Below are 21,806 nucleotides of genomic sequence, written 5' to 3'. Positions count from 1 at the left end.
GACCGCACCGGTCGTGGTCCTCACCGTCCTTAAAATGAGATGCGGATGCCAGATGGAAGGCCCGAACATTATCTACAGGGTCGCGGCTGCGCCCTCACGGCTCCACAGAGAGGGGTCCTTCCATCTGGTGTCCGTCCGTTCGACGAACGGACGGTACTCGGTTCCCGTCTTGATGACGGCGTGCGCGACGCGCGCCATCTTGGCGGTGAGTGCGGTCATCGCCTTGCGGCGGCGATCAGGGTCGTTGCCGTGGCCGGCCACATAGCGACCAAGCTTGTCGCGGAAACTGTTGTCGCGCTGGCGAATGGCGACCTGGGTCGCCATCCAGAAGGTGCGGCGTAGCCGGGCATTGCCGTACTTCGAGAGCTTGGTTCGGCCTCGGAAGGTGCCTGACTGACAGGTGGCCAGGTCGAGCCCGCAAAACTTCAGGAACTGGCGATGATGGTTGAAGCGCCGAAGATCGCCAGCCTCGGCGAGGATCGTCAGCGCGTTGATCGGGCCGATCCCGGGGATCATGCGCAGGAGCTGATAGTCGCGGTTCTCGCTGAGCATGGCATTGGCGGTCCGCTCGATCTCATCGCGTTGCCGGATCAGGCTGCGGGCTTGTGCGATGACCATGCGGAACATGGCGACCGCGACGGATTCCTCGTCGACCGGCAGTGCAACCGAGGCGCAGGCCGTCTCGTAGATATCGTTGATTAAGCGGGCCTTGGAGACCTTGCGGCCGACCAGTGACCAGGCCTCGCGCGTGAAGGCCTCCTGACCGAGCGTCGTCATGCTGGCCGGTGTCGGAAACCGTTCGAGCAGAGCCAGGAACCAGTCGGACCGGCTGTTGCCCGCAAAACGTTCGATCTCGGGAAAATACAAAGGCAGGTAATGGGTCAGGATGCGGTGCCAGGTCTGCGTCTTCGCCTTGGAAATGGCCTCGTGCGTCTTCGACATCTCCTGCAGGTCGTTGATGCCGGCGGCCAGCGGGTCGACGTAGCGCTGAGTGGCGCCGATCTGGAGCATGTGCAGAATTACCTGGGCGTCTTTGGAATCGTTCTTGTCCCAGCCATTATGCAACGCCTCACGCGTCCGTGCCAAGGCGACCGACGAAATCAGGCGCAGCTCGAAACCCGCAGCTAGCAGTCGGTGCGCCAGCGTACGGTGGTAGTTGCCGGTGGCCTCAAAGCCAACGACGATAGGTCTGCCGATGGCTGCCAGATCGTCCGCGAGGCGGTCGTAATCAGCCTTGGTAGCCATGACTGTCATGCGGCGACGTCGTCCGCCCTCCGGGCGTTCGATCAGCACTTCCTGGCGGTGCTTGGACATATCGATGGCTACCAGCACGGCATCGGCCGGAGTAGAACTGCGCTTGGTCATGGTCGGTCAGTCTCCAAAGTGTTGAGTCGACAACTTCACTTTAGAGACCTGCTGGCCGGTCATGGCCGCCTTGATGAAGCCGTCGGGCGCTACGCGCCCTTGTCTCCATCAAGGCGAATGCTGCCTTCGAGGGGCAGCTTCCCAATGTGCTATGGCAGCGAGTTTATCGCGACGGCCGTCCAGCAATGGCTGGGGCAGATCGGCGTGAAGACGCTCTACATAGCACCGGGATCACCATGGGAGAATGGCTATAATGAAAGCTTCAACGGGTCGCTTCGCGACGAACTGCTCAATGGCGAGATCTTCTACAGCCTCGCGGAGGCCAAGGTGCTGATCGAAGCCTGGCGGCGGCATTACAACACCGTGCGCCCGCACAGCAGCTTGGGTTACCGACCGCCGGCGCCAGAAACGGCGACACCGCCATATCCGGCCTCCGGTTCCGCTTCGCTCCACCTCCATCCGGATATGGCGGCGGCGCGAATAATCCACTAACAAAGAAACCGGTCCACTCGGTGGGGGCAGATCAGGAGCAACAGCTGATATGCTTACAAGACCTTATGATTCTGACCGTCATCCTGAGGGTACAAGCCTGGACTTCATATTCCCGCAGGAATTCGAAACGTCTCTCGAAGCGGCGAGGGCTACAGTTGGTGCGCGCTTTGAAGTCCGGCGGTTTTTCTGGCGAGAACGAAACGAGATCGTCTTCACGCCGCCCTGCAGCTATTTCGAATTGACCCGCTTCCCGTCTATGGGCAGATATCTCGCATCTGCTCGCGACTTTTGCGAGCAGGGCGAGGTACGCTTTTATCCGGCCGCGTGTCCGTTCCAAATGCATTGGCAGGAACGCGAGCAAAGATCGCTATTTTGCAGAATAGATATTCCCGCGATCACTGGATTGCCCATGGAACTTTCCAATCAACAATTGCGCGACACCATAGACATGCGCAATCCCCATGTCAGAGCACTGCTTCTAAGGGCCCAGCAGGAACTGGTGGCGCCGGGGCTGTGTTCGCAACTCATTCTGGATTCGATCAGCGTCGGCCTCGCAGCCGAAATGGTGCAGCAATTCGGTCCAGAAAGCCAACCAGAGTTCACCAGTCGCCGGACGTTCGACCAGCGCTATCTGGCTGGCCTTGTTGCACATATCCGGGAGCAGCCCGGCAGGGTCGAGATCGGGCAGTTGGCGGCGGAACGCGGCATCAGCGTCCGTCATTATGAACGCCTGTTCCGCACCGCGACGGGCGAAAGTCCCGCAGCCTTTTGTCGTCGTCATATGCTCGCTCTGGCGAAGGACCTACTGATGGACCGATCGCTTCTGGTCAAGGAGATCGCCTATCGCTGTGGTTTCGCCAATACGGCAAGCTTCAGTGTGGCGTTCCGCCAGATAGAAGGGTGTTCGCCGCGGCAATTCCGTGACCGGCTTTTGATCCACTGAGCGCCCACTGATGTAGCCGCAATTTTCGACATCTGTTTCCGATAGGCGACATCGATGGCACCTGGGCTTTTCATCGGTGTCTGGACCAGTCATCCTGCCCAAAATGGTCGTCAGACCAGTTTGAGAGAGGATGGCAATGACATTTGAATTTCCGGACGCGGACGCGCTGTTGGCGCAGTATCCGCTGCCCGATTATTTACGCGACAATGTGCGGCCGGGGCTGGAGCAACTGCTTGCCTCAATGGCGGAAGACCGGGCACTTAACGCCAATGGCCATGTGCGTGCACTGCATATCATTGCCGATGACTTGTCCCGGCTGAAGGCGATCGCCGACGACCGAGCGCGCTATCCTGACATTGCCGATGTCGAAATCAGGCAGCCGCTTTTCATCCTCGGCCTCCCCCGGTGCGGCACCAGTTTCCTGCACGCCCTGATGGAAGGCGACCCGCAGATCCGCACGCCGCTGATGTGGGAAGTGGCCGAACCATCGCCTCCTCCCGAAGCGGCAACCGCCGACACGGACCCGCGCATCTCCCGGTTCGACGAACATTTGCGCGCGCAATTGGGCGGTGATGCCGACGAATTGCTCAAAGCCCATCCGCTGGGCGCCAAAATCCCGCAGGAATGCGGATCGTTCATGACGACCTCCTTTCAGAGCAGCAATCCGTGCATGTTCCAGCATCTCCCGCGCTTCTACGACTGGTTCAAGGGCATCGACGCGACCTTTCGCTACGAGGTCCACAAGATGTGGCTTCAGCATCTGGGTTGGCGGCATCCCGGCAGGCATTGGGTGCTCAAGATTCAGGAGCATATGTATAAGCTCCCCGCGCTGCGTAGCGTCTATCCCGATGCGATCTTCATTCAGCCCCATCGCGACCCGACCACCGTCATCGCCTCGATCTCCCAACTGATCAGCGTCATTCGTGGACCGTCCTACGACCAACTCGATCTGCATGCGCTGGGCGCCGAGTTCCTGCAACTCTGGTGGGATGGGGTGAAGTTCTGCATGGATTATCGCAGGGCGCATCCGGACCTGCCGATTTACGACATGCGATACAAGGACATCGTCGCCGACCCGGTCTCGACCATCCGGGCCGCCTATGACCATTTCGGCTGGGATTTCACGCCGGAGTCGGAAAAGGGCATGCTGGGCTGGCTGCGGGAGAATCCGGCGGGCAAGCATGGGCCGCGCAGCTATAGTCTGGCCGATTACGGTCTGACCGCCGAACAGGTGAGCGACAGGTTCGCCGAATATATCGAGACCTACCATGCCTATCTCTGAAACGTCCCAGTGGCGCGCCTGGCTGGAGCGGATGGTGGGGGCGGAAGGCATGCTGGACAGGCTGGCCGATCCCGATGATCCACAGGCCCGGGCCGAGGCGCACCGCCTGTTGTTCGCTATCCTCGCCACCGGCTATCAGACGGCCTTCGCCGATCCCGATCATCCCGATTTCGTACCCTCGGTCAGCAGCATCCTCAACACGGTCGGGGTCAATCCCGATTTCATCTATGGCGCGGCGCGGATCGACGGCAGCGGCGTCTACAGGCTGTCGGGCACGCGGGGGGACGGGGTTTTCGTGTTCCTTGATCTGGTCGCGGGCGGTCTGGGACCGATGGAAGATCTCGGGCCTTCGGTGGGCATGATCGATCTGGATGCCTGCACATTGGGACCGGACGGGGCGTTCGACATCGTGTTGGGCGGGGAGCGGCCGGATCATGCGGGCGACTGGTTTCCGCTAGACCCGCGCGCGGTCACGATCGGCTTGCGCCATGCCTATTATGACTGGGGCGTGGGGCGCGATCTACGCATCGCGATCGAACGGGTCGACCGGCGCGTGGGCGGCGGTCCGGTGCCCGCAGCCGAGATCGTCCATCGGCTCGATCGCCTGTCAGCGTTCGTCGAACGCTATGCCGCATTCGCCCTGGGTTATGGCCAGCGGCAGCGGGCGCAGGGCTTCGTCAACAGGCTGGAATATGATGACTGGGCCGGTCGCGGCGGCGTGGCCGGGCAGCATTATTATCAGGGCATCTTCCGGTTGGAGCCGGGGGAGGCGATGATCATCGACACGGCGGTGCCCGATCAGGTGCGTTACTGGAACGTCCAGCTCAACGATCCGCTGTGGAACACGATCGACTGGATGAACCATCAGAGCAGCCTCAACGCGGCGCAGGCGCGTCTGGACGGCGACGGCCGCTTCCGGGCCGTCATCGCACTGGACGATCCGGGCGTGCCCAACTGGCTTGATCCGGCCGGACGCAATGAAGGATCGCTGATGCTGCGCTGGACCGGCGCGAGTTCCGGGCCGGAGCCGACGCTCAGGATCGTGCCGGCTGCGGAACTCCGTTCGCATCTTCCCGCCGACACGCCGCTTGTCACGCCGGAGCAGCGGGATGAGATGATCCGTAACCGTCGGCGCGGCGCGCAATGGCGACGGCGCTGGTGAGGGGATCAACCCCATCCGGGGAAAGGTTGGCCACGCCTTAATCACCCTTATGGCAGACATCAGCGTGGCATTCTAACCCCGCCGACGGCCCGTTTTGGAAGAGGATATGCGGATGGACTTTGCAGGCAAGGTCGTACTGGTCACCGGCGCCGGGTCGGGCCTGGGCTGCGCGGCGAGCCTCGCCTTCGCGCGGGAAGGCGCGGCACTGTGCCTTGTCGGGCGCAGCCGAGCCAAGCTGGAAGAGACCGGGCGGTTGATCCGCGACGCGGGTGGCCGGTGTGTCGAGCTGGCTTGCGATCTTGGCGAGCCGCATGGCTGTAGGGAGGCTATCGAAGGGGCGATGACGGCATTCGGCCGGCTGGATGTGCTGTGCAATATCGCCGCCGATGTCATGTTTCACCGATTGGCGGACATCAAGGAGGAGGAATGGAACCGGACCATTGCCTCCAACCTGTCCGGCCCCTTCTTTCTCATGCAGGCGGCCATGCCGCACCTGATCGAGAGCGGCGGGAATATCATCTGCGTGGCCTCCACCGCCGGTTTCATGGGGCAGGCCTATCTGGCGCCGTATACCGCCTCCAAATTCGGACTGGTCGGTTTGACGTTGTCGCTCGCGATGGAGATGATGGACAGTCCCGTGCGGATCAACATCCTCTCGCCTGGCCCGATGCGGACGGAAATGACACAGGGCATGTCCTTCCCCGATTTCGCCGATCCCCGGCTCCTCGCGCGCTACACCGGCATGCGGCCGCCCTGTCCGCCCGAGGATGTGGCCGAGCCGCTTCTGTTCCTGGCTTCCGATCGGGCGCGTCATGTGCATGGCGCCTGCTGGGCGGTCGACGGCGGCATTACCGCAGGTTAGGCAGCGGCTCTATCCGCCGATAGGATAGAAGACCGACTTTTGATTTTGATATTCGTGCAGCCAGTCGGGACCATATTCCCGGCCCACGCCCGAGCGTTTGTAGCCGCCGATGGGCGCATAGGTCATACGCCCAGTGCCACCATTGAGCATGACGCTGCCCGCACGGATATGCATCGCCATCTCATAGCCTTTGGCAGCGTCTGCGGTTTCGATGCCACCATTCAGGCCATAACGGCTGTCGTTGGCGATGCGGATCGCCTCTTCGTCGGTATCGAAGCCGATGACGCAGCCGACCGGACCGAACACCTCTTCCTGGGCGATCGTCATCTTGTTGTCGACATCGTCGAAGATCGTGATGTCGGTGAAGAAGCCCTTGTCGAGACCGGCCGGACGCCCGCCGCCATGCACGATCCGCGCGCCCTCGTCGCGGCCGATGGTGATCAGTCTTTCGACCTTTTCCCGCTGGGATTCGCGGATCAGCGGCCCCATCGCCACGGTGGGATCGGCAGGATCGCCGATTTTGAACTGGCTGGCGATGGCACAGGCGGTTTCGACGAACGCTTTCCTGATGCTGTTATGGACGACGAGGCGCGTGAGCAGGGCGCAGCCCTGGCCCGCATTGACCGAGAGCACTGCAACCGCCATGCCCGCGGCGCGGGCGATGTCGGCATCCTGGCGGACGATCAGTGCGGACTTTCCACCGAGTTCCAGATGCACGCGCTTCAATGTGGGGGCGGCTTGCGCCATGATAGCGGCGCCTACGCCTTCGGATCCGGTGAAGGTGACGAGATCGACGCGCGGATCGCAGGTCAGGGTCGTGCCAACCTCCGGTCCGCCGGTAACGATGTTCAGCACGCCTTTGGGCAGGCCGATCTCTTCGGCGATCTCCCCGAACAGCAGCGCGGAAAAGGGTGTGAAGGGCGACGGCTTCAGCACCATCGTATTGCCGGCCAGCAGCGCGGGAACGATCTTCGCCAGATTGATGAGAAAGGGGAAATTATAACCGGTGATGGCCGCGACCACGCCCACCGGTTCGCGCACCACGGTCGTCCCGCCTATTTTCTTCGGCCCGTCGGGATTGAAGGGATCGGGGGTGATGTCGATGGGCAGGCGAACGCTGTCGTCGCGCGTCGAATGTTCGACCGCGGCCAGCAGATGGTCGAGCGGATTAGCGACCTGCATGCCTTGGGTGATGCCCTGTGAACAGCCGACTTCCGCGATGATCAGCGCCGCGATCTGCTGCCTGCGCGCATCCAGTGCGGCATGCATCCGGCGCAGACAGGTCGCGCGTTCGGACATGGCCATGCGTGGCCAGATGCCCGTGTCGAACGCATCGCGCGCGGCTGCGATCGCAGCGTCCACGGCGGCGGCGTTACCCACCGGCGCGTGGCCGATCACCGCTTCGGTGGCGGGATTGATGATGGCGTCGCGTTCGCTCCCGCCATCGACCCAGGCGCCATCGATATAAAGCTTGTCGAACGTCGTGAACGGCACGGTCATGGCATGGTTTCCTGTCTGGGCCGCAGGATCATGTCCGCGGCGTTGAGCGCGATGGCCATGGCCGGCGCATTGGTGTTGCCCGATACGATCGTCGGCATGATGGAGGTATCGACGACGCGCAGGCCGGTGACGCCGCGCACGCGAAGCTGGGGGTCGACGACGGAGGTTTCATCCGCGCCCATGCGGCATGTCCCGCAAATGTGAAAGGATGTGCCGCCAAGGGCCATCGCGTTGGCAAGAATGTCCTCGTCCGCCTCTATGTCGACGGTCTTGCCTGTTTCCTCGACGATCCAGTCCTTGAGCGCGGGCTGTTGCGCCAGGCGACGGAGCCAGCGAAACAGGGCAACGAAATGGCTCCTGTCGGCATCGGTCGCCAGATGATTGGCGTCGATGACCGGCGGGACGTCCGGATCGGCCGAACTTATCCTGACATGGCCCTGGCTGTCGGGCCGCATATAATAAGCAATGATGGTCATGCCGGGATAGGGGTCGAGCGCCACCGCGCCCCTGTCGTCCGTGTGGAAGGAGTAGAGGCCCATGCCGACCTGCGCGTCGGGCCGGTCGAGCGTGGCATCGGTCTTGACGAAGCCGCCCACTTCATGCGCTGCATGGGTCAGCGGCCCAGTCGACCCGAAGGCATAGCGCAAAGCTGACAGGATAAGGCCGACACCGGACAGTTTCTGGTTCAGGCTGTTCCCCCGGACCCTGTAGTTGAAACCCAAATAGCGATGTTCGCGAAGGTTGGCGCCGACACCCGGCGCATCAACGACGATCGGGATGCCAAGCGATTCGAGCAAGGCGCGGGGACCGATGCCCGACAATTGCAGCAGCTTAGGGCTCTGCACCGCGCCTGCGGAAAGAATGATCTCCCGCCGGGCGGCGACCTCCTGCACGCCATCCTTGTTGCGCAGCAGGATACCGCCCGCTCGCTGTCCGTCGAACAGGATACGCAGGGCGTCAGTCTGCGGCAAAACATCCAGATTCGGGCGGCCGCGCACGGGCTTCAGAAAGGCGCGGGAGGCGGAGAAGCGCTTGCCGCGATAGGTGGATGTCGGCTGATAGCCCATGCCGCCCTGGGTCACGGCCGGCATGTCGTTCATGTCGTCCACCCGTTGCGTGCCGGCCTGCTCGGCGGCTGTCAGGAAGGCTTCGCACAGCGGGTCGCCGGAAGGGTGGACGCTGACCTTGAGGGGGCCGCCGGCACCGCGCCACGCCTTGGCGCCCAGCGCATGGTCCTCCAGAGAGACGAAATATCGGCCTATATTCTGCCAGCCCCAGCCTGTGCAGCCTGCCGCTTCCCAGCCATCATAATCGGCCGGAGCGCCCCGCACATAGACCATGCCGTTGACCGAACTGGACCCGCCAACCGCGCGGCCCTTCAGCCATATTTCCTGGGGTGCGTTGCCGCCGGGCGATACGGCGTAATCCCACACATGGGGATTGCCCGGCGCCAGCAGTTTGCCGATACCGCGCGGCATGGCGATCAACGGACTGCTGTCGTCCGGTCCCGCCTCCACCAGCAGTACCTTGACGGTCGGGTCTGCCGACAGTCGATTGGCCAGCACGCAGCCGGAAGACCCCGCCCCGACGATGATATAGTCATAACAATCAGCTGACATGGTCGCTCTTTTCCGGGGCATGGCGCGAGAGAACAACAATGGCTGCCTTGCTTGACCTGTCGGCGGGCAGGAGGCGCTATTTAAGAGGAAGGTCAGCCGAATGCGAGAGGCAGGCCGGGGGCGTCCCAGTCGATACATATGACCTTGCCGGAACTGCCCAGCGTGACGAAGGCCACCCGCCCGTCCTTGCCGCCAAAGCAGATATTGGTCGTGAGGAAATCGCCCGTTTCGATCTGCTGAGGCGTTCCGCCCTCGGGAGGAAAGATCAATATGGCGCCTTGGCCGGGCGAGGCGCAGCAGATGTGTCCGGCGCTATCGACAGCCAAGCTGTCGAGAAATTGACCAGGTCCGGCCCGACCGACGATGCTGTGCCCGTCCGGGGTCGGCGACGCCGTCGTGTCGATTATACCAGGCGCTGACAATCGATAGCGCAGCAGATGCGCTTCATAGGTGAGGGCGACGTAGAGGGTGCGTCCATCTGGCGATAGGCCGACGCCATTCGCCCCATCCAATGGTCCGGCGACCAGTCGGATGTCCGACCCGTCGGCCTTGGCATAATAAAGGCCACCCCGCATTCGCGCCGCGCCGCGATCCCTGCCGAAATCGGTGAACCAAAATCCGCCCGTTTCGTCAAAGACGAGGTCGTTCGGTCCCCAGAAGGGAGTAGCTTCGGTGGATGCGTATAAGGTTTCGAAAGCGCCGGTGACGGGATCTACGACTTGAATAGTGCCGGGTGGCGTATCAAGAGGCGCCTCGATCGGCAGGAGGTCGCCGTTCGGCAGGATCATCTTTTCGAAACCGCCATTGTTGCAGACATAAATCCGCCCGTCGGGACCGATCGCCGCGCCATTGGGACCGCCGCCCAGATCGGCGAGGGTGGTGCGCGCACCGTCCGGGCCAAGGCGGGACAGGCGACCGCCGAGTACTTCCACCAGCAGCAGGCCGCCATCCGGCCGCGCAATCGGTCCCTCAGGCATCAGCAGCCCGTTTGCAAAGCAGGTCATCTCGTCCTCTCCCCACATGACCGAAGGTATCTGCGGACCGTCCTTATCCTCATATCTGGTGGATATCGGCGTGATCGGACATCGGACCCACCTTTCGACAGGTAATTGAAAGCGCGGATTGGCGTCTAATCCGCCTCACACCTGATCCATCGGGGAAATGCGGAGGGGATGGCGGCATAGTGCCCAGACAGATCGGCATATTCAACTGCCAGAAAAGCGCGATCGTCGAGCATTGGCGCGCGGGGCAGGGCGTCAGCTATCCATCGTTGATCTCATGAACAGGACAGGCTGGCGACAGACCGGCTTTCAAAGACAATGGTCATCCTTTGACCGCCAGGGAGGAGAAAAATGAAGATAACCGGTTTCATGCTGCCGATAGGGTTGCTGCTGACGACATCGGAAATGGCATTGGCGCAGTCGTCGAACGCCGCGCCGCAGGAGGGCGCTACCAGCGACATCGTGGTGACGGCGCGCCGCACCGCCGAGAATATTCAGGAGACGCCGGTTTCGGTCGTGGCTTTCGGCGCGGATTCGCTGCGGCAGGCCAATATCCGCGATACGCAGGATCTGCTGATCAAGACGCCGGGCGTATTCCTGGCGGGTTCGGGCGGGCGCGAGAACAGCAATTTCTCCATTCGTGGCCAGTCCAAGGCGCTGGCCGGCAACAGCGCCCCGGGCGTCATCAGCTATTTGGCCGAAGTGCCGTCTCCTACGGTCGGGTCCAGCATTCCGACCTATGATCTCTCGTCCGTTCAGGTGCTCAAGGGGCCGCAGGGGACGCTGTTCGGCCGTAACACCACTGGCGGCGCGATCCTCTATTATCCGATGGCGCCGGACTATAAGCTGGGGGGATATGCCAAGGCGTCCTACGGCAATTACGACGCCCGGCTGCTGGAAGCCGCCGTCAATATACCGCTGACGTCCGACACGCTGGCCATCCGCATCGCCGGCCAGATCCAGAAGCGCGATGGCTGGACCAAGAATATCGGCATCGGCGGCGACCCCGACGACCTCAATTCGCAAGCGATCCGCGGCTCTATCCTGTTCGAGCCGAGCGCCGCGTTCCGCAACACGCTCATCGTCGATTATTACCATAATGATGCGGTCGGCGGCGCGTCGGTGTTGACGAATGTGCTGCCCGGTCCCAACGGGCTGACGGCGACGGGCACGGCGGCGGCGGCTCTGGCGCAACTGGCCTTGCAGCGCGCGCGCGGGCCGCGCGTAATCAATTCGGACGTCGACGCGTTCGAAAAGGTCAAGCGTTTCGGCATCACCAACCGGACCGAGTTCGATCTGTCGGATGACTTCACCTTCGTCAATATCTTCGGCTATCGGCGCACCAAGGTCGACTATTATTCCAGCGTGGATGGACTGCCCACCTTGATCGCTGATGGAAGCGGCGCGATCCCTGCCGGGCTTCCGGTGACGATCGTGGGTGGGCGCCAGACATCCGACGTCCGGCAGATCAGCGACGAAGTGCAATTGAAGGGATCGGCACTCGGCAATCGTCTCGACTGGCTGGTCGGGGCCTTCTACCTGGACAGCAAGCCGCTCGGGCCGTCGGGCACTTATATTCCGGTCTTCACCCTACCCGGTATTACCGATGCTCGCTTCAACTATAGTTTTTACAGCGAAAAGAGCCGGGCGCTGTTCGGCAATGTCAATTATGAAATCGCCGACGGCCTGCGCGTCAATCTGGGCGTACGTCACACCTGGGACAAGATCGAGGCCTGCGTTGGCGGCGGCCTGAGCAATCAGCCTGTCGTTTCACCGGAAGAATGCGCGGACGGCGCGGCAACGATCCGCAATTCGAGCGTCAACAAGACCTCGTCCAAGGCGCTGACCTGGCAACTGGGCGTCGACTGGAAGGCGTCGGATGCGATCTTCCTCTATGCGATCACGCGCCGGGGCTATCGAGCTGGCGGCATTAACAGCCCGACGCTGGCCGGGCGGCTGGCGCCCTTCCAGTCCTTCGCCCCGGAAAAGGTGACGGATGTGGAGGTCGGTATCCGCTCCGACTTCACCGTGGGCGACGTCAAGCTGCAGTTCAACGCATCACCCTTTGTCGGCTGGTATAATAATGTGCAGGTGCCGATTTCGGGCCTCAACACCCAGGCGAGCTGCAGCACGACCACGCCGGGCGGGATCAATCCGCCAAAATCACCGGACGGCGATTGCGACGCCAGCAACGATCCAAGCGGCGGGACGCTGCTCGTCAACGCCGGCAAGACCCGGGTGGCGGGCATCGACCTTTCGACCCGTATCCAGCCGACATCGACCTTGTCCCTCGACGCCGGTGCGACCTTCCTGGACCTCAAGTCGCGGTCGCTGACGGTGCCTGCGGATCTCCAATCCTATCTTGCAGCGCTCAAGGTGCCGTTCAATCTGGTTGCAAAGACGACGGTTACGGCTGGCGTGCGCTGGACGTTGCCAGTGCCGCCATCGCTGGCGGAAACCGTGTTCAGCCTGGACTATTATCATTCCAGCAAGGTACGGTCTTCGGACCAGGTCCTGCCCGCCTATGACTTGGTCAACGGACGGCTGGACCTGAACGGCGTTGGCGGCAGCAACGCCGACATCAGCTTTTTCGTGCGCAACCTGTTCGACAAGAAATATCTGGCGTCGAGCAATGTCGGATCGGCCGCGCTCGGGATATTCAGTGGATTCTATGGCGCGCCGAGGACCTATGGCGTGGAGGTTCGCTATCGGTTTGGCGATTGAGGGCAGGCACTAAAAACGGTGCGTCAGCCCGATCTTTCCGCAACGGCCGCCCGGCCCATAAAAGGCGCATGGCGCACCGGCCATAATGGACAGAAAAAGACTATGGAGAGGACCGTCGATGGCGCAGACCGAAGCCGATCAGGATCAGGCCGAAAGCCGCGAACAGCTCAGCCGATGGCTTGAGGATGTCCTGGGTTGTTCTGAAGTCGTGCTCGAAAAACAGCGGCGCTGGCGCCCGGTCTGGCGCGCCAGCGCGCAGCAAAATGGTGTGAAGCGCGACTTTCTGCTCAAGGGCGACCGCACCTGGCCGACCCATCCCTATCCGCTTGTGTATGAAATGGGCATGCAGCGCGCACTGCATGAAAATGGCATTCCCATTCCCGCCATATTGGGCATGTGCGACCAACCCAACACCATCGTGATGGAATGGATAGAAGGCGGCCGGGATCCCGGCCTGGTCCAGGAGGCGATCGAAAGCGCGTCGGTGATGACCGAGGATCGGTGGGCCGCATCGCTACGCTATATGGAGATATTGGCTGACATCCACAGCCTGCCAAGTCAGGCTTTCATCGAAGGCGGAGCCCATTTGCCGCAGAGTGCGCGCGAGATCGCCCTGCATAATTTCGAACGCTTTCATGCCATGACGGTCGAGCAGGGCATCACCGATCCGCTGCTGGAATTTTGCGCGCGATGGCTGCGCCGAAACTATCCCCGACATCGGGAATCCATCTCCTTCGTCACGGGCGATTGCGGCCAGTTCCTTTCGGACGGTACTCAGGTTACCGGCATATTGGATGTGGAAATCGGTCATCTAGGCGATCCCATGCGCGATCTCGCGTGCTTCCGGGGGCGCCACCCGATCGAGAATATGGGCGACGTCGCCGCTCTATTCCGTCACTATGAAACGGCGATCGGCGTACCTCTCGATTTTGACGCGATCGCCTATCACACCGTGTCCTTCCTCGCCGAAGCCATTTACGGTCCCCTGTTCGGGATGCACGAAAAGGGGCGCGGCGGCGATTGGGTCGAGGCAGCGGTACAGGTGTCGATGATCGGACGGCGATGTATGGAGGCGTTGGCCGAGATATTGGGCGTGGCGCTCGACGACATTGCGCTTCCGCCGCCCGCCGCCGTCGACCAGAATGATCTGGCACTTCATAAATTGCAGGCGGAGATCGAACGTCTGCCGGAAAGCGGATCGCTACAGGGCTGGCAACGTAATATCCTTGCCTCGATCCCTCACTATCTGCGGAACCAGCTGCGCTATCGCGATTGGCTGCGGGAAGAGGATGGCAAGGACGTCGAGGCGCTGCTGGGTACGGCCTATGCCGATGCCGCCGCGGGTGAGGCCGCATTGATGCGCTTCATCGAAAAGAGCACGCCTGCCGACCATGCCGCCCTGACGCGCTTCTTTCACCGGCGGATGCTGCGACAATGCCTGGTGATCGCAGGTCCCGATGCGCCTGCCGATCATCTTGTTCTGGTGCCCATGGAGCCCTTGCTACGGGGGTAAGTGCGTGGGCCTCTGGGTCAGGATACCTATCCGACGGTATGTGTCTTCTGCGTATGAAACGATAAAATTCGGAGGGTGAAATAACCGGCGACGGCGAAACGGTAAAGTACTTAATATACTGCCCAATATCGCACTGATCTAGTTTTCAAGATCATATTCGCGGCCTTAGATCGGTAATATAATATAAGTATATAATATTTCTTCTCTTAGTGCCATTAATATAAATGCATAAAAATAATAATAAAAATGGTAATTAAATTCCGTTATTTAATAATATTAATAGTGGAGGGGATGAAATGGTTAAAATATTCCGCGCAATCCTGATGGCCGGCACGGTATTGGGTGTCGGTGGTGCAGGCGTAAGCCACGCGGCAGAAGCGGTCGAGCAAAGTGCGAGCGGTGATGACAATAGCGGCGTGCGCGACATCATCGTGACGGCTCGCCGCACGTCGGAAAATCTTCAGACGGTTCCCGTTGCCGTCACGGCGCTCGATCCGACTGCGCTGCTTGAACGGCAGATTGTCGAAGTGGCGGATGTGGGCCGGGCGGCGCCGGGTTTGTCGGTGCAATCCGGTGGCACCGGCAACGCATCGCTCATATATCTCGCCATCCGTGGCAATGCGCAGAACAGCCCTAACTCATTTTCCGATCCTGCGGTCGGCATCTATGTCGATGGCGTCTATTATGGGCGACCTATCGCCGGGAATCTCGGACTTCTCGATCTGGCTTCGGTCGAGGTCTTGCGCGGAACCCAGGGAACCTTGTTCGGACGCAACACGACGGGTGGCGCCCTCAACATGACAACTGTGCAGCCGGATGGAAATTTCGGCGGCTATGTAACCGGACGTATCGGTAACTATGAAAGCTGGTCCATCGAATCCGCGCTGACCTTGCCGATTTCGGGCGATGAATTGTCCTTGCGCTTGGCTGGCCGCTATGGCGAGAGGGGCAAGGGTTTTGGCGACAATCCGATAAGAGGGGTCGATGCGGCCCGTATCGATCACGACATCGCGGGCCGTGCCACGCTGAACTGGGAGCCGTCCGCGATCCCGATGACCGTATCCCTGTCGGCCGACTATGCCAATATCAAAGATACATACAATAACGTCGCTCTGCGCGGTATCAACCCGACCGGACCGGCGCTCGCACTATATTCCGGTCAATTCGACATCGCCAGCTTCCTTCAGAGCAAGAGCCGCTTTTACAGAACATATAATGATCCCGACACGGGCAACGCCAACATCGATACGCCATATAATTATAACAAGACGTGGGGTGTCCGTGCGACCATCGAATATGATCTGGGCGACGTTAAGATCAAATCGATAACGGCCTATCGCGAGGCGGATACCGGGGATGGTACCGATCTTGACGGCACGCCCGCCAAGATCGCATCTTATGCGAGCGACTATTCGCAAAAGCAGCGTAGCGAGGAACTGCAATTCTCCGGTAACCTGGGGAAGCTGGAGTTCATTTTCGGCGGTTTCTATTTCAAGGAAACGGGCGATGAGCAGTCCCAGTCGCTCGTCTTCCAGGATACCGACTTCGGTTTCAACCTGGCCCCGGCCAATACCAACCTGGCCACATACAAGTCGGAATCGAAAGCCTTGTTCGCCCAAGTCAACTACAGCCTGACCGAACGGCTGCGCGTGACCGGCGGATTCCGCTATACCTGGGACAAGCGTTCGATCAACCGCATGGGCTATATCGGAGGAATTCCGGGCTTTTCCGGTTCGTTCCTCTCCAACGGCCGACTGATCACGTTGCCCGCTACGGGGCTATGCGCCGTGGGTGCTAATGCAAATCTGGTCGCCCCCGGTCCGGATTGCACGGATCCTGTGACGGCCAAATTTGATTATCCCGCCTGGCTTGCCAGCATCGACTACGAACTGGGAGACGGCAAGCTCATCTATGCAAAGACGGGTGGCGCCGCACTGGCCGGCGGTCTCAATTCGCGTCCGACCCCGCCCGATGCGAGTTCCTTTGCGCCGGAAAAGGTGAAGGATGCCGAGATCGGCTTCAAGGGCGACTTTTTCGATCGGCATCTGCGAACTAATTTTGCTGGATTCTACATTTGGCGCAACGGCGCCCAGAATGTCGTCAATGCCCTGGTTGGCGCTAATCTGACCCAGTTCGTTCAGAATGCAGGCGATGTGAAGGCCTATGGCCTTGAATTTGAAGGTACGCTCATTCCGTGGCAGGGCATGGAATTGAGCGGCGCCTTGTCCTGGCTTAAGCCGAAATATGCTGCGGGATCATTCACTGCGGCGGGCCTGGGCGGTACGGTAGATCGTAGCGGTGAGGTCGTTCCGCGCGCGCCGCGCTGGACCTGGAACATCGGCGCGACGCAGCGTTTCCCGGTCAAAGGCGGCGAAATTGCGCTGCATGCCGACTATGCCTACACTTCTGCCGTTTACCAGGACTATGCCACTGCGGATTTGACGACACCGGCGCTCAACGATGGTGTGAACGATGCGGCGGAGCGTGCGGCGGCTATCAGCTTCATCGATACGCAGAACAGCTTCAGTCGGCTCAAGGCCTATGGCGTGCTGAACGGAAGCCTGAATTTCAAGCTCGACGGCGGAATGGAGTTCACCCTTTGGGGGCGCAACCTGACGCAGGCAAAATATTATAACGCCATATTCAACGGTTATGGCACCTTCGGCACCGCGATCGGCTTTACCGCAGCGCCGCGCACATGGGGCGCAACGGTTTCCTATCGCTTCTGACATAGGGGCATGGGTGATGTGGCTTCGTCCACTTCACTCATGGATCCGATCCGGCCTGTGTGAACGATCCTATCTTTCGTCAGGAGTTCCATCGCTGATCTGCTGCATAACTGCCCGGTCAAGAAACGAGCAGTTATGCCGTATTTCAAGGTCCAGGGTCGAAAAATGGATATCAGTCAATCGGTGGACAGTGGCGACAAGGCTTTGATCATATTGCAAAGCCTGGTCTGCTATTTGCGTGAAAAGAACATTCTTTCACGATGCGATATCGAAGAATTGTGCGAGCGTGTCGAGGCGCGTGAAAAGGAATTTCCCTGCGAGCAACACCAGGCTGCAGCTGCTGCGAAGGATATGCGCGATCTGGGCGAATATTGCGGGAAGCGATATGGCGGGAAACGGCGTCGCTGCCTGTAAGATGCCGATCGACTGGATCATGATGCGGTCCTGCGTGGCGCGACTTTGCCAAGCGGCGGCCCGCAGATCGACATGGCGGGCGCGCGGACTGCGATCATCGTAAATCCCCCTTTGCCAGCATTTTGCGCACTATCCGGGAAATCGACGGGGAGCCATATGGGAAGGAATATGTCTCCGGCGCGACATCCGTCGTCCCGGCGATAGTCGTGGCGGAGGCATAGTGTGCAGTGTTGGCATAGCTTTCATTACAGTCGATAAAAATGAAATAGGATGAGTGATGCACAATCCGTCAATAGTGGATGCAGGTCCGCAACCGATAGCGGAAAACGCATCGCTTTCCGCCGGCAGGCGACCACTGTTATCGTGGACAATTGTGGCGCTGTTTCTACTCAATTGCCTCAATTATATTGATCGACTGCTCTTCTCGGTCGCCCAGGAAATGATCAAGGTCGATCTCCATCTCAGCGATTTTCAGCTGGGCTTGATTGGCGGACCCGCCTTCGCCATACTCTACACGGTCTTCAGTTTCCCGATCGCGCGCGCGGCGGACCGCGGTCGCCGGGTGGGGATCATCGCCATTTCGCTGACATTGTGGAGCGCCATGACGGCCTTTTGCGGAATTGCAGCCAATTTCGTCCAGATGCTCGTCGGGCGAGCCGCCGTCAGCATTGGCGAAGCAGGATGCACGCCGGCATCGCATTCTCTGATCTCCGACGCATTCCCCGCGCGACGTCGAACGACCGCCATTGCCATCTTCGCGGTCGCTGGTCCCTTCGGCGCCATCGTCGCAGCGGTGGGCGGGGGTGCTCTGATCGCCGCTTATGGGTGGCGCACGGCTTTCCTAATCTGCGGGATGGCAGGCATCGTCATCGCTCTACTGTTCCGCGCCACCGTGCCGGAACCGCCGCGCAGCCAGCTCCGATCGCATCATGCCGCGTCTTTCATCGACACAGTCCGCCAGTTGCTGGCCCGGCGCAGCTTCGCCCTGGTGGCCGTCGCGGGGGGCGTCGCCGGGATCGGCAGCTATGCCAATCAACAATATATGGTATCCTTTCTGATGCGCGGACATGGTCTGTCCCTGGCCAATGCTTCGGCACTGATGGGGTTGGTGATCGGTGGCGTCGGCATCGTCTTCACGCTGCTGGGCGGCCCGATGATGGACCTGGGTGCGCGCCGCTGCCCGCGAATCAAGGCCTGGTTGCCTTCCTTAGGATTGCTCTGGTGTGGGGCGCTATATGCCTTCGCTTTTCAGATTCCGACGGTTGGCCTTGCGGTGGCGTTGATGGTGCTCGGATCCATGGGGCAGCATTTCTACATGCCTGCCATGTATGCGCACGGACAGGATGTGGCGCCCCCGCATATGCGCGCCATGGCCTCCGCCGTGATTATCGCCACAAGTTCCATATTAGGCTATGGATTGGGTCCGCCGCTGATCGGCCTTACCAGCGACATATTGGGGGAAAGTGCGCGGGTGTCGGCAGGCCTCAGCCTGGCCGAATGCGCCAAGCGGGCCGTCGCGGCCTGCGAGGCGGCAAGCGCGCAGGGGCTGCGCCTGTCGCTCAGCCTGGGATCCTGCTTCTTCATACTGGCCGCCGGTCTGTTTGCATTGGCGAGCCGATGGGTAGTCGCGGACGTGCACGACCATGATCGGCACTGACTTGCCATTCGCGATCTACAGGGAAATAATGATCCTGCGCTTCAGGATCGAGCCAAGATTTGATCGATGGCGAGGAGGTTGAGGATGCGACATGAAGCCGATCTTGGTCCGCCGCTTTGTGCCCCGCACACTGCATCGCATTTCCATGTGGAACGGCGGTTCCATGCGAATGGCATTTTCGCCGATATCCGTCACTTCGGATGGACCCAGAGCAGCCGATCGGTTTTTCAACCTGATTCCTACTATCTGGATTTTTCCATCGGCCCGCGCTGCCCCACTGCTCGTTTCTTCAACAGCGAACGCGAACTGGCAGACCCGCCAGGCGATGTCGTCTTCCTGCCCAAGGGTGGCGCATTTGCGACCCTGAGCGAACCGGGCGAACACAGCCTGCTGTGTCTGACATTTGAAAACGACCGGGCGATGCAACTGTTCGAGGATGACAGCGTCGCCGATCTGGCTGCATGTCAGGATGTTCAGATCGGTCGGGTGCGTCAGGGACTTGCCCGTCTGGTGGAGGAATTGCGCAACCCTGGCTTTGGGCAGGATATATTGCTCGAAAGTATGGCGCTGATGCTCGTCGTCGAACTGTGCCGGCATTTTCGCCACGCCCAATATGATCGTAGCGCACATGGACAGATGCCCGGCTGGCGCTTGCGTCGCATCAAGGATAAGATAGAGGCCGATCTGGCCGAGATGCTTTCGGTAGCCGATCTGGCCGCCGAAATTCGTACCAGCCCGCGCCACTTGATTCGGACTTTCCGGGCCACCACCGGCATAACCCTGACCGATTATATCGCCAGCCGCCGGATCGCGCGTGCGCAAGACCTGCTTGTCCGCGACGAGGCGATGATCAAGGTAATCGCCGGCAAATGCGGCTTCCAGAGCGCCGCCGCTTTCTCGGCAGCCTTCCGCAAGGCGACCGGCATGACGCCACGCGAATATCGCGAAGACCGTGGCGCATCGCGTTGAGCCCGCCTCTCAACTAATACTCCATCCTCAACCCATCTGTTGCATCATGTCCCCCTGGCGATGTTTGGGCGCTCCGGCGGTAGGCATCGGCATTGCGGGGAGCGCCCCGCCGTCGCCACAATCCGTCCCCGACAGAAAGGCGGATTTTCTCCATGACCAGCTATCTCGATCGACTGATCGCCGATCCCACCAGTTTCCATGACGCGCCCTATGCGCAGGCTTTCACGCTCAGCCGCGAGGAGATCGACAGGCTGCATTTGGAAGGCGCGCGCAAGCGCTTTGCCGAATTGCGGCCGGGCCTGTCGGTGCTGGACAAGCTGGCGCGGGAGCAGGGCATCGAGACCATCGAGACGATCGACGATCTGGCGCCACTTCTGTTTCCGCACACCGTCTACAAATCCTATCCGATCAGCTATCTGGAGCGCAGCCGCTTCGACAAGCTCACCAAATGGCTCGCTGGCCTGACGACCAGCGACATTTCTCATGTCGATGCCAGCGGTATCGAGACGATCGACGACTGGATCGACCTGCTCGACGCGGAAACAGACCTGACCGTCCAGCATACGTCGGGCACCACAGGTAAGCTGAGCTTCGTCCCCCGCAGCAAGAAGCAGTGGCGCGAGACGATCGTCCATTCCGGGGTCATCATCCGCGACTGGTGGCCGGACCGGGGTCGGGACATTGTGAAGGACGGGATGCCGATCATCATTCCGGGCTATCGTTATGGCGCGGCCGCGATGCAGCGCGGCAACGGCATCCAGGTCGATCTCTATGCCAAGGGCGAGGAAAACACCTTGTTCCTCTATCCCAATGCCCGGTTCAGCGCCGACATCGCGTCACTGGGCGGCCGTCTTGGCGCGGCAGAGGCGCGGGGTGAGGCGGGCATGATCGACATTCCGCCGGTCCTGCTGGAACGGCGGGAGGCGCTGCTGGAGCTGGAGCGGCGTCGGCCCGACGATCTCAAGCATTTCTTCAGCGAGGCGCAGCGACGCTTCGGTGGGCGCGACGTCTATGTGACGGCGATGTGGGCGATCCTCTACGACTGGGCGGAGGAGGGGCTGAAGCGCGGCCTCAAGAACGTCTTCGGCAAGGGCAGCGTGCTCCTGACCGGCGGTGGCAAGAAGGGCAAGGAACTGCCCGACGACTGGCGCGAGCGCGTGCTCGAGTTTCTGGGTTTCGATACCATCTATGAAATGTACGCCACATCCGAACAGATGGGTCTGTCGATGATGTGCGAGCATGGCCATTATCACATCCCGCCGATCCAGATCCCGTTCCTCCTCGACCCGGCGACGGGCAAGCCCTTGCCCCGCAAGGACGGCCTGACCGGCCGCTTCGCCTCGTTCGACCTGATGCCCAACACCTATTGGGCCGGGCTGGTGACGGGGGACGAGATCACGCTGGCGGGCTGGGAAAAGCCCTGCGCCTGCGGCCGCACCGGGCCGCACGTCATTCCGCCGGTACGCCGCTACAGCGAGAAGGAAGGCGGCGACGACCGCATCGTCTGCGCCGGCGCGCCCGAAGCGCACGACCGCGCTCTCGAATTTCTTGCCGAACTGTCGATGTGAGTAGAG

At 61.0% G+C, this 21,806-nt stretch carries 15 protein-coding genes and 1 pseudogene; 12 read left to right on the top strand and 4 right to left on the bottom strand.

The genetic code is table 11. The annotated features are described in order from the left end of the window. Positions 1 to 72 precede the first annotated feature (72 nt). Positions 73 to 1,365: an IS110 family RNA-guided transposase gene (locus SX1_RS07590; RefSeq protein ID WP_019052494.1), complete on the bottom strand. Its 1,293-nt coding sequence runs from the start codon at positions 1,363 to 1,365 to the stop codon at positions 73 to 75. 153 nt (positions 1,366 to 1,518) lie between these two features. Between SX1_RS07590 and SX1_RS07585 the strand changes: the two are divergent. The 5 genes and pseudogenes from SX1_RS07585 to SX1_RS07565 form a co-directional block, all read left to right on the top strand. Further along, positions 1,519 to 1,857, top strand: a pseudogene (locus tag SX1_RS07585) (integrase core domain-containing protein); the annotation flags it as partial. Between the two features lie 49 nt (positions 1,858 to 1,906). Next, positions 1,907 to 2,800: an AraC family transcriptional regulator gene (locus tag SX1_RS24790; RefSeq protein WP_228227147.1), complete on the top strand. Its 894-nt coding sequence runs from the start codon at positions 1,907 to 1,909 to the stop codon at positions 2,798 to 2,800. A 136-nt stretch (positions 2,801 to 2,936) separates the two neighbouring features. Then, on the top strand, positions 2,937 to 4,082 hold the full coding sequence (locus SX1_RS07575) for a sulfotransferase family protein (RefSeq protein WP_228227148.1): 1,146 nt from the start codon (positions 2,937 to 2,939) through the stop codon (positions 4,080 to 4,082). Continuing rightward, entirely contained in the window at positions 4,069 to 5,244 is a 1,176-nt protein-coding gene (locus SX1_RS07570) for a hypothetical protein (RefSeq protein WP_228227149.1), read from the top strand. The genes SX1_RS07575 and SX1_RS07570 overlap by 14 nt, the downstream gene beginning before the upstream one ends. Positions 5,245 to 5,350: 106 nt before the next feature. Further along, the gene (locus SX1_RS07565) at positions 5,351 to 6,106 is read left to right on the top strand and encodes an SDR family NAD(P)-dependent oxidoreductase (RefSeq protein WP_019052489.1); all 756 of its coding nucleotides are present in this window, start codon (positions 5,351 to 5,353) and stop codon (positions 6,104 to 6,106) included. Between the two features lie 9 nt (positions 6,107 to 6,115). Here SX1_RS07565 and SX1_RS07560 read toward each other — a convergent pair whose 3' ends face one another. The 3 genes from SX1_RS07560 to SX1_RS07550 all read right to left on the bottom strand — a co-directional run bounded on the left by SX1_RS07560 (position 6,116) and on the right by SX1_RS07550 (position 10,229). Further along, positions 6,116 to 7,606, bottom strand: coding sequence for an aldehyde dehydrogenase family protein (locus SX1_RS07560; RefSeq protein ID WP_019052488.1), 1,491 nt, complete (start codon positions 7,604 to 7,606; stop codon positions 6,116 to 6,118). After that, positions 7,603 to 9,225 (bottom strand): GMC family oxidoreductase, encoded by a 1,623-nt coding sequence (locus tag SX1_RS07555; RefSeq protein ID WP_019052487.1) that lies wholly within the window; start codon positions 9,223 to 9,225, stop codon positions 7,603 to 7,605. Before SX1_RS07555 ends, SX1_RS07560 begins: the two co-directional genes overlap by 4 nt. Positions 9,226 to 9,317: 92 nt before the next feature. After that, positions 9,318 to 10,229 (bottom strand): SMP-30/gluconolactonase/LRE family protein, encoded by a 912-nt coding sequence (locus tag SX1_RS07550; protein WP_019052486.1) that lies wholly within the window; start codon positions 10,227 to 10,229, stop codon positions 9,318 to 9,320. 348 nt (positions 10,230 to 10,577) lie between these two features. Here SX1_RS07550 and SX1_RS07545 point away from each other — a divergent pair, with 348 nt between their 5' ends. From SX1_RS07545 to SX1_RS07515, 7 genes are all read left to right on the top strand, one after another. Further along, the gene (locus SX1_RS07545; protein ID WP_019052485.1) at positions 10,578 to 12,950 is read left to right on the top strand and encodes a TonB-dependent receptor; all 2,373 of its coding nucleotides are present in this window, start codon (positions 10,578 to 10,580) and stop codon (positions 12,948 to 12,950) included. A gap of 118 nt (positions 12,951 to 13,068) precedes the next feature. Then, positions 13,069 to 14,463: a phosphotransferase gene (locus SX1_RS07540; protein WP_019052484.1), complete on the top strand. Its 1,395-nt coding sequence runs from the start codon at positions 13,069 to 13,071 to the stop codon at positions 14,461 to 14,463. A 296-nt stretch (positions 14,464 to 14,759) separates the two neighbouring features. Continuing rightward, the gene (locus SX1_RS07535; protein ID WP_019052483.1) at positions 14,760 to 17,192 is read left to right on the top strand and encodes a TonB-dependent receptor; all 2,433 of its coding nucleotides are present in this window, start codon (positions 14,760 to 14,762) and stop codon (positions 17,190 to 17,192) included. A 165-nt stretch (positions 17,193 to 17,357) separates the two neighbouring features. After that, positions 17,358 to 17,606 (top strand): hypothetical protein, encoded by a 249-nt coding sequence (locus tag SX1_RS07530; protein ID WP_019052482.1) that lies wholly within the window; start codon positions 17,358 to 17,360, stop codon positions 17,604 to 17,606. A gap of 373 nt (positions 17,607 to 17,979) precedes the next feature. Next, the gene (locus SX1_RS07525) at positions 17,980 to 19,263 is read left to right on the top strand and encodes a spinster family MFS transporter (protein ID WP_019052481.1); all 1,284 of its coding nucleotides are present in this window, start codon (positions 17,980 to 17,982) and stop codon (positions 19,261 to 19,263) included. Positions 19,264 to 19,347: 84 nt separating this feature from the next. After that, on the top strand, positions 19,348 to 20,232 hold the full coding sequence (locus SX1_RS07520; protein WP_019052480.1) for a helix-turn-helix domain-containing protein: 885 nt from the start codon (positions 19,348 to 19,350) through the stop codon (positions 20,230 to 20,232). 152 nt (positions 20,233 to 20,384) lie between these two features. Beyond that, a complete protein-coding gene (locus tag SX1_RS07515; protein ID WP_019052479.1) occupies positions 20,385 to 21,800 on the top strand; it encodes a long-chain-fatty-acid--protein ligase in 1,416 nt (471 codons plus the stop codon). Positions 21,801 to 21,806 lie beyond the last annotated feature (6 nt).

Origin of the sequence: Sphingobium xenophagum NBRC 107872, from assembly GCF_000367345.1 — a bacterium.
Classification (GTDB): Bacteria; Pseudomonadota; Alphaproteobacteria; order Sphingomonadales; family Sphingomonadaceae; genus Sphingobium; species Sphingobium xenophagum.
The sequence above is the reverse complement of the archived record's forward strand: the minus strand, read 5'-3'. Positions and strand labels throughout refer to the sequence as shown.

Excerpts from the sequence above, each read along its gene's own strand:
- SX1_RS07590 (WP_019052494.1), bottom strand. The coding sequence starts at position 1,365 with ATGACCAAGCGCAGTTCTACTCCGGCCGATGCCGTGCTGGTAGCCATC.
- SX1_RS24790 (WP_228227147.1), top strand. The coding sequence starts at position 1,907 with ATGCTTACAAGACCTTATGATTCTGACCGTCATCCTGAGGGTACAAGC.
- SX1_RS07575 (WP_228227148.1), top strand. The coding sequence starts at position 2,937 with ATGACATTTGAATTTCCGGACGCGGACGCGCTGTTGGCGCAGTATCCG.
- SX1_RS07570 (WP_228227149.1), top strand. The coding sequence starts at position 4,069 with ATGCCTATCTCTGAAACGTCCCAGTGGCGCGCCTGGCTGGAGCGGATG.
- SX1_RS07565 (WP_019052489.1), top strand. The coding sequence starts at position 5,351 with ATGCGGATGGACTTTGCAGGCAAGGTCGTACTGGTCACCGGCGCCGGG.
- SX1_RS07560 (WP_019052488.1), bottom strand. The coding sequence starts at position 7,606 with ATGACCGTGCCGTTCACGACGTTCGACAAGCTTTATATCGATGGCGCC.
- SX1_RS07555 (WP_019052487.1), bottom strand. The coding sequence starts at position 9,225 with ATGTCAGCTGATTGTTATGACTATATCATCGTCGGGGCGGGGTCTTCC.
- SX1_RS07550 (WP_019052486.1), bottom strand. The coding sequence starts at position 10,229 with ATGACCTGCTTTGCAAACGGGCTGCTGATGCCTGAGGGACCGATTGCG.
- SX1_RS07545 (WP_019052485.1), top strand. The coding sequence starts at position 10,578 with ATGAAGATAACCGGTTTCATGCTGCCGATAGGGTTGCTGCTGACGACA.
- SX1_RS07540 (WP_019052484.1), top strand. The coding sequence starts at position 13,069 with ATGGCGCAGACCGAAGCCGATCAGGATCAGGCCGAAAGCCGCGAACAG.
- SX1_RS07535 (WP_019052483.1), top strand. The coding sequence starts at position 14,760 with ATGGTTAAAATATTCCGCGCAATCCTGATGGCCGGCACGGTATTGGGT.
- SX1_RS07530 (WP_019052482.1), top strand. The coding sequence starts at position 17,358 with ATGGATATCAGTCAATCGGTGGACAGTGGCGACAAGGCTTTGATCATA.
- SX1_RS07520 (WP_019052480.1), top strand. The coding sequence starts at position 19,348 with ATGCGACATGAAGCCGATCTTGGTCCGCCGCTTTGTGCCCCGCACACT.
- SX1_RS07515 (WP_019052479.1), top strand. The coding sequence starts at position 20,385 with ATGACCAGCTATCTCGATCGACTGATCGCCGATCCCACCAGTTTCCAT.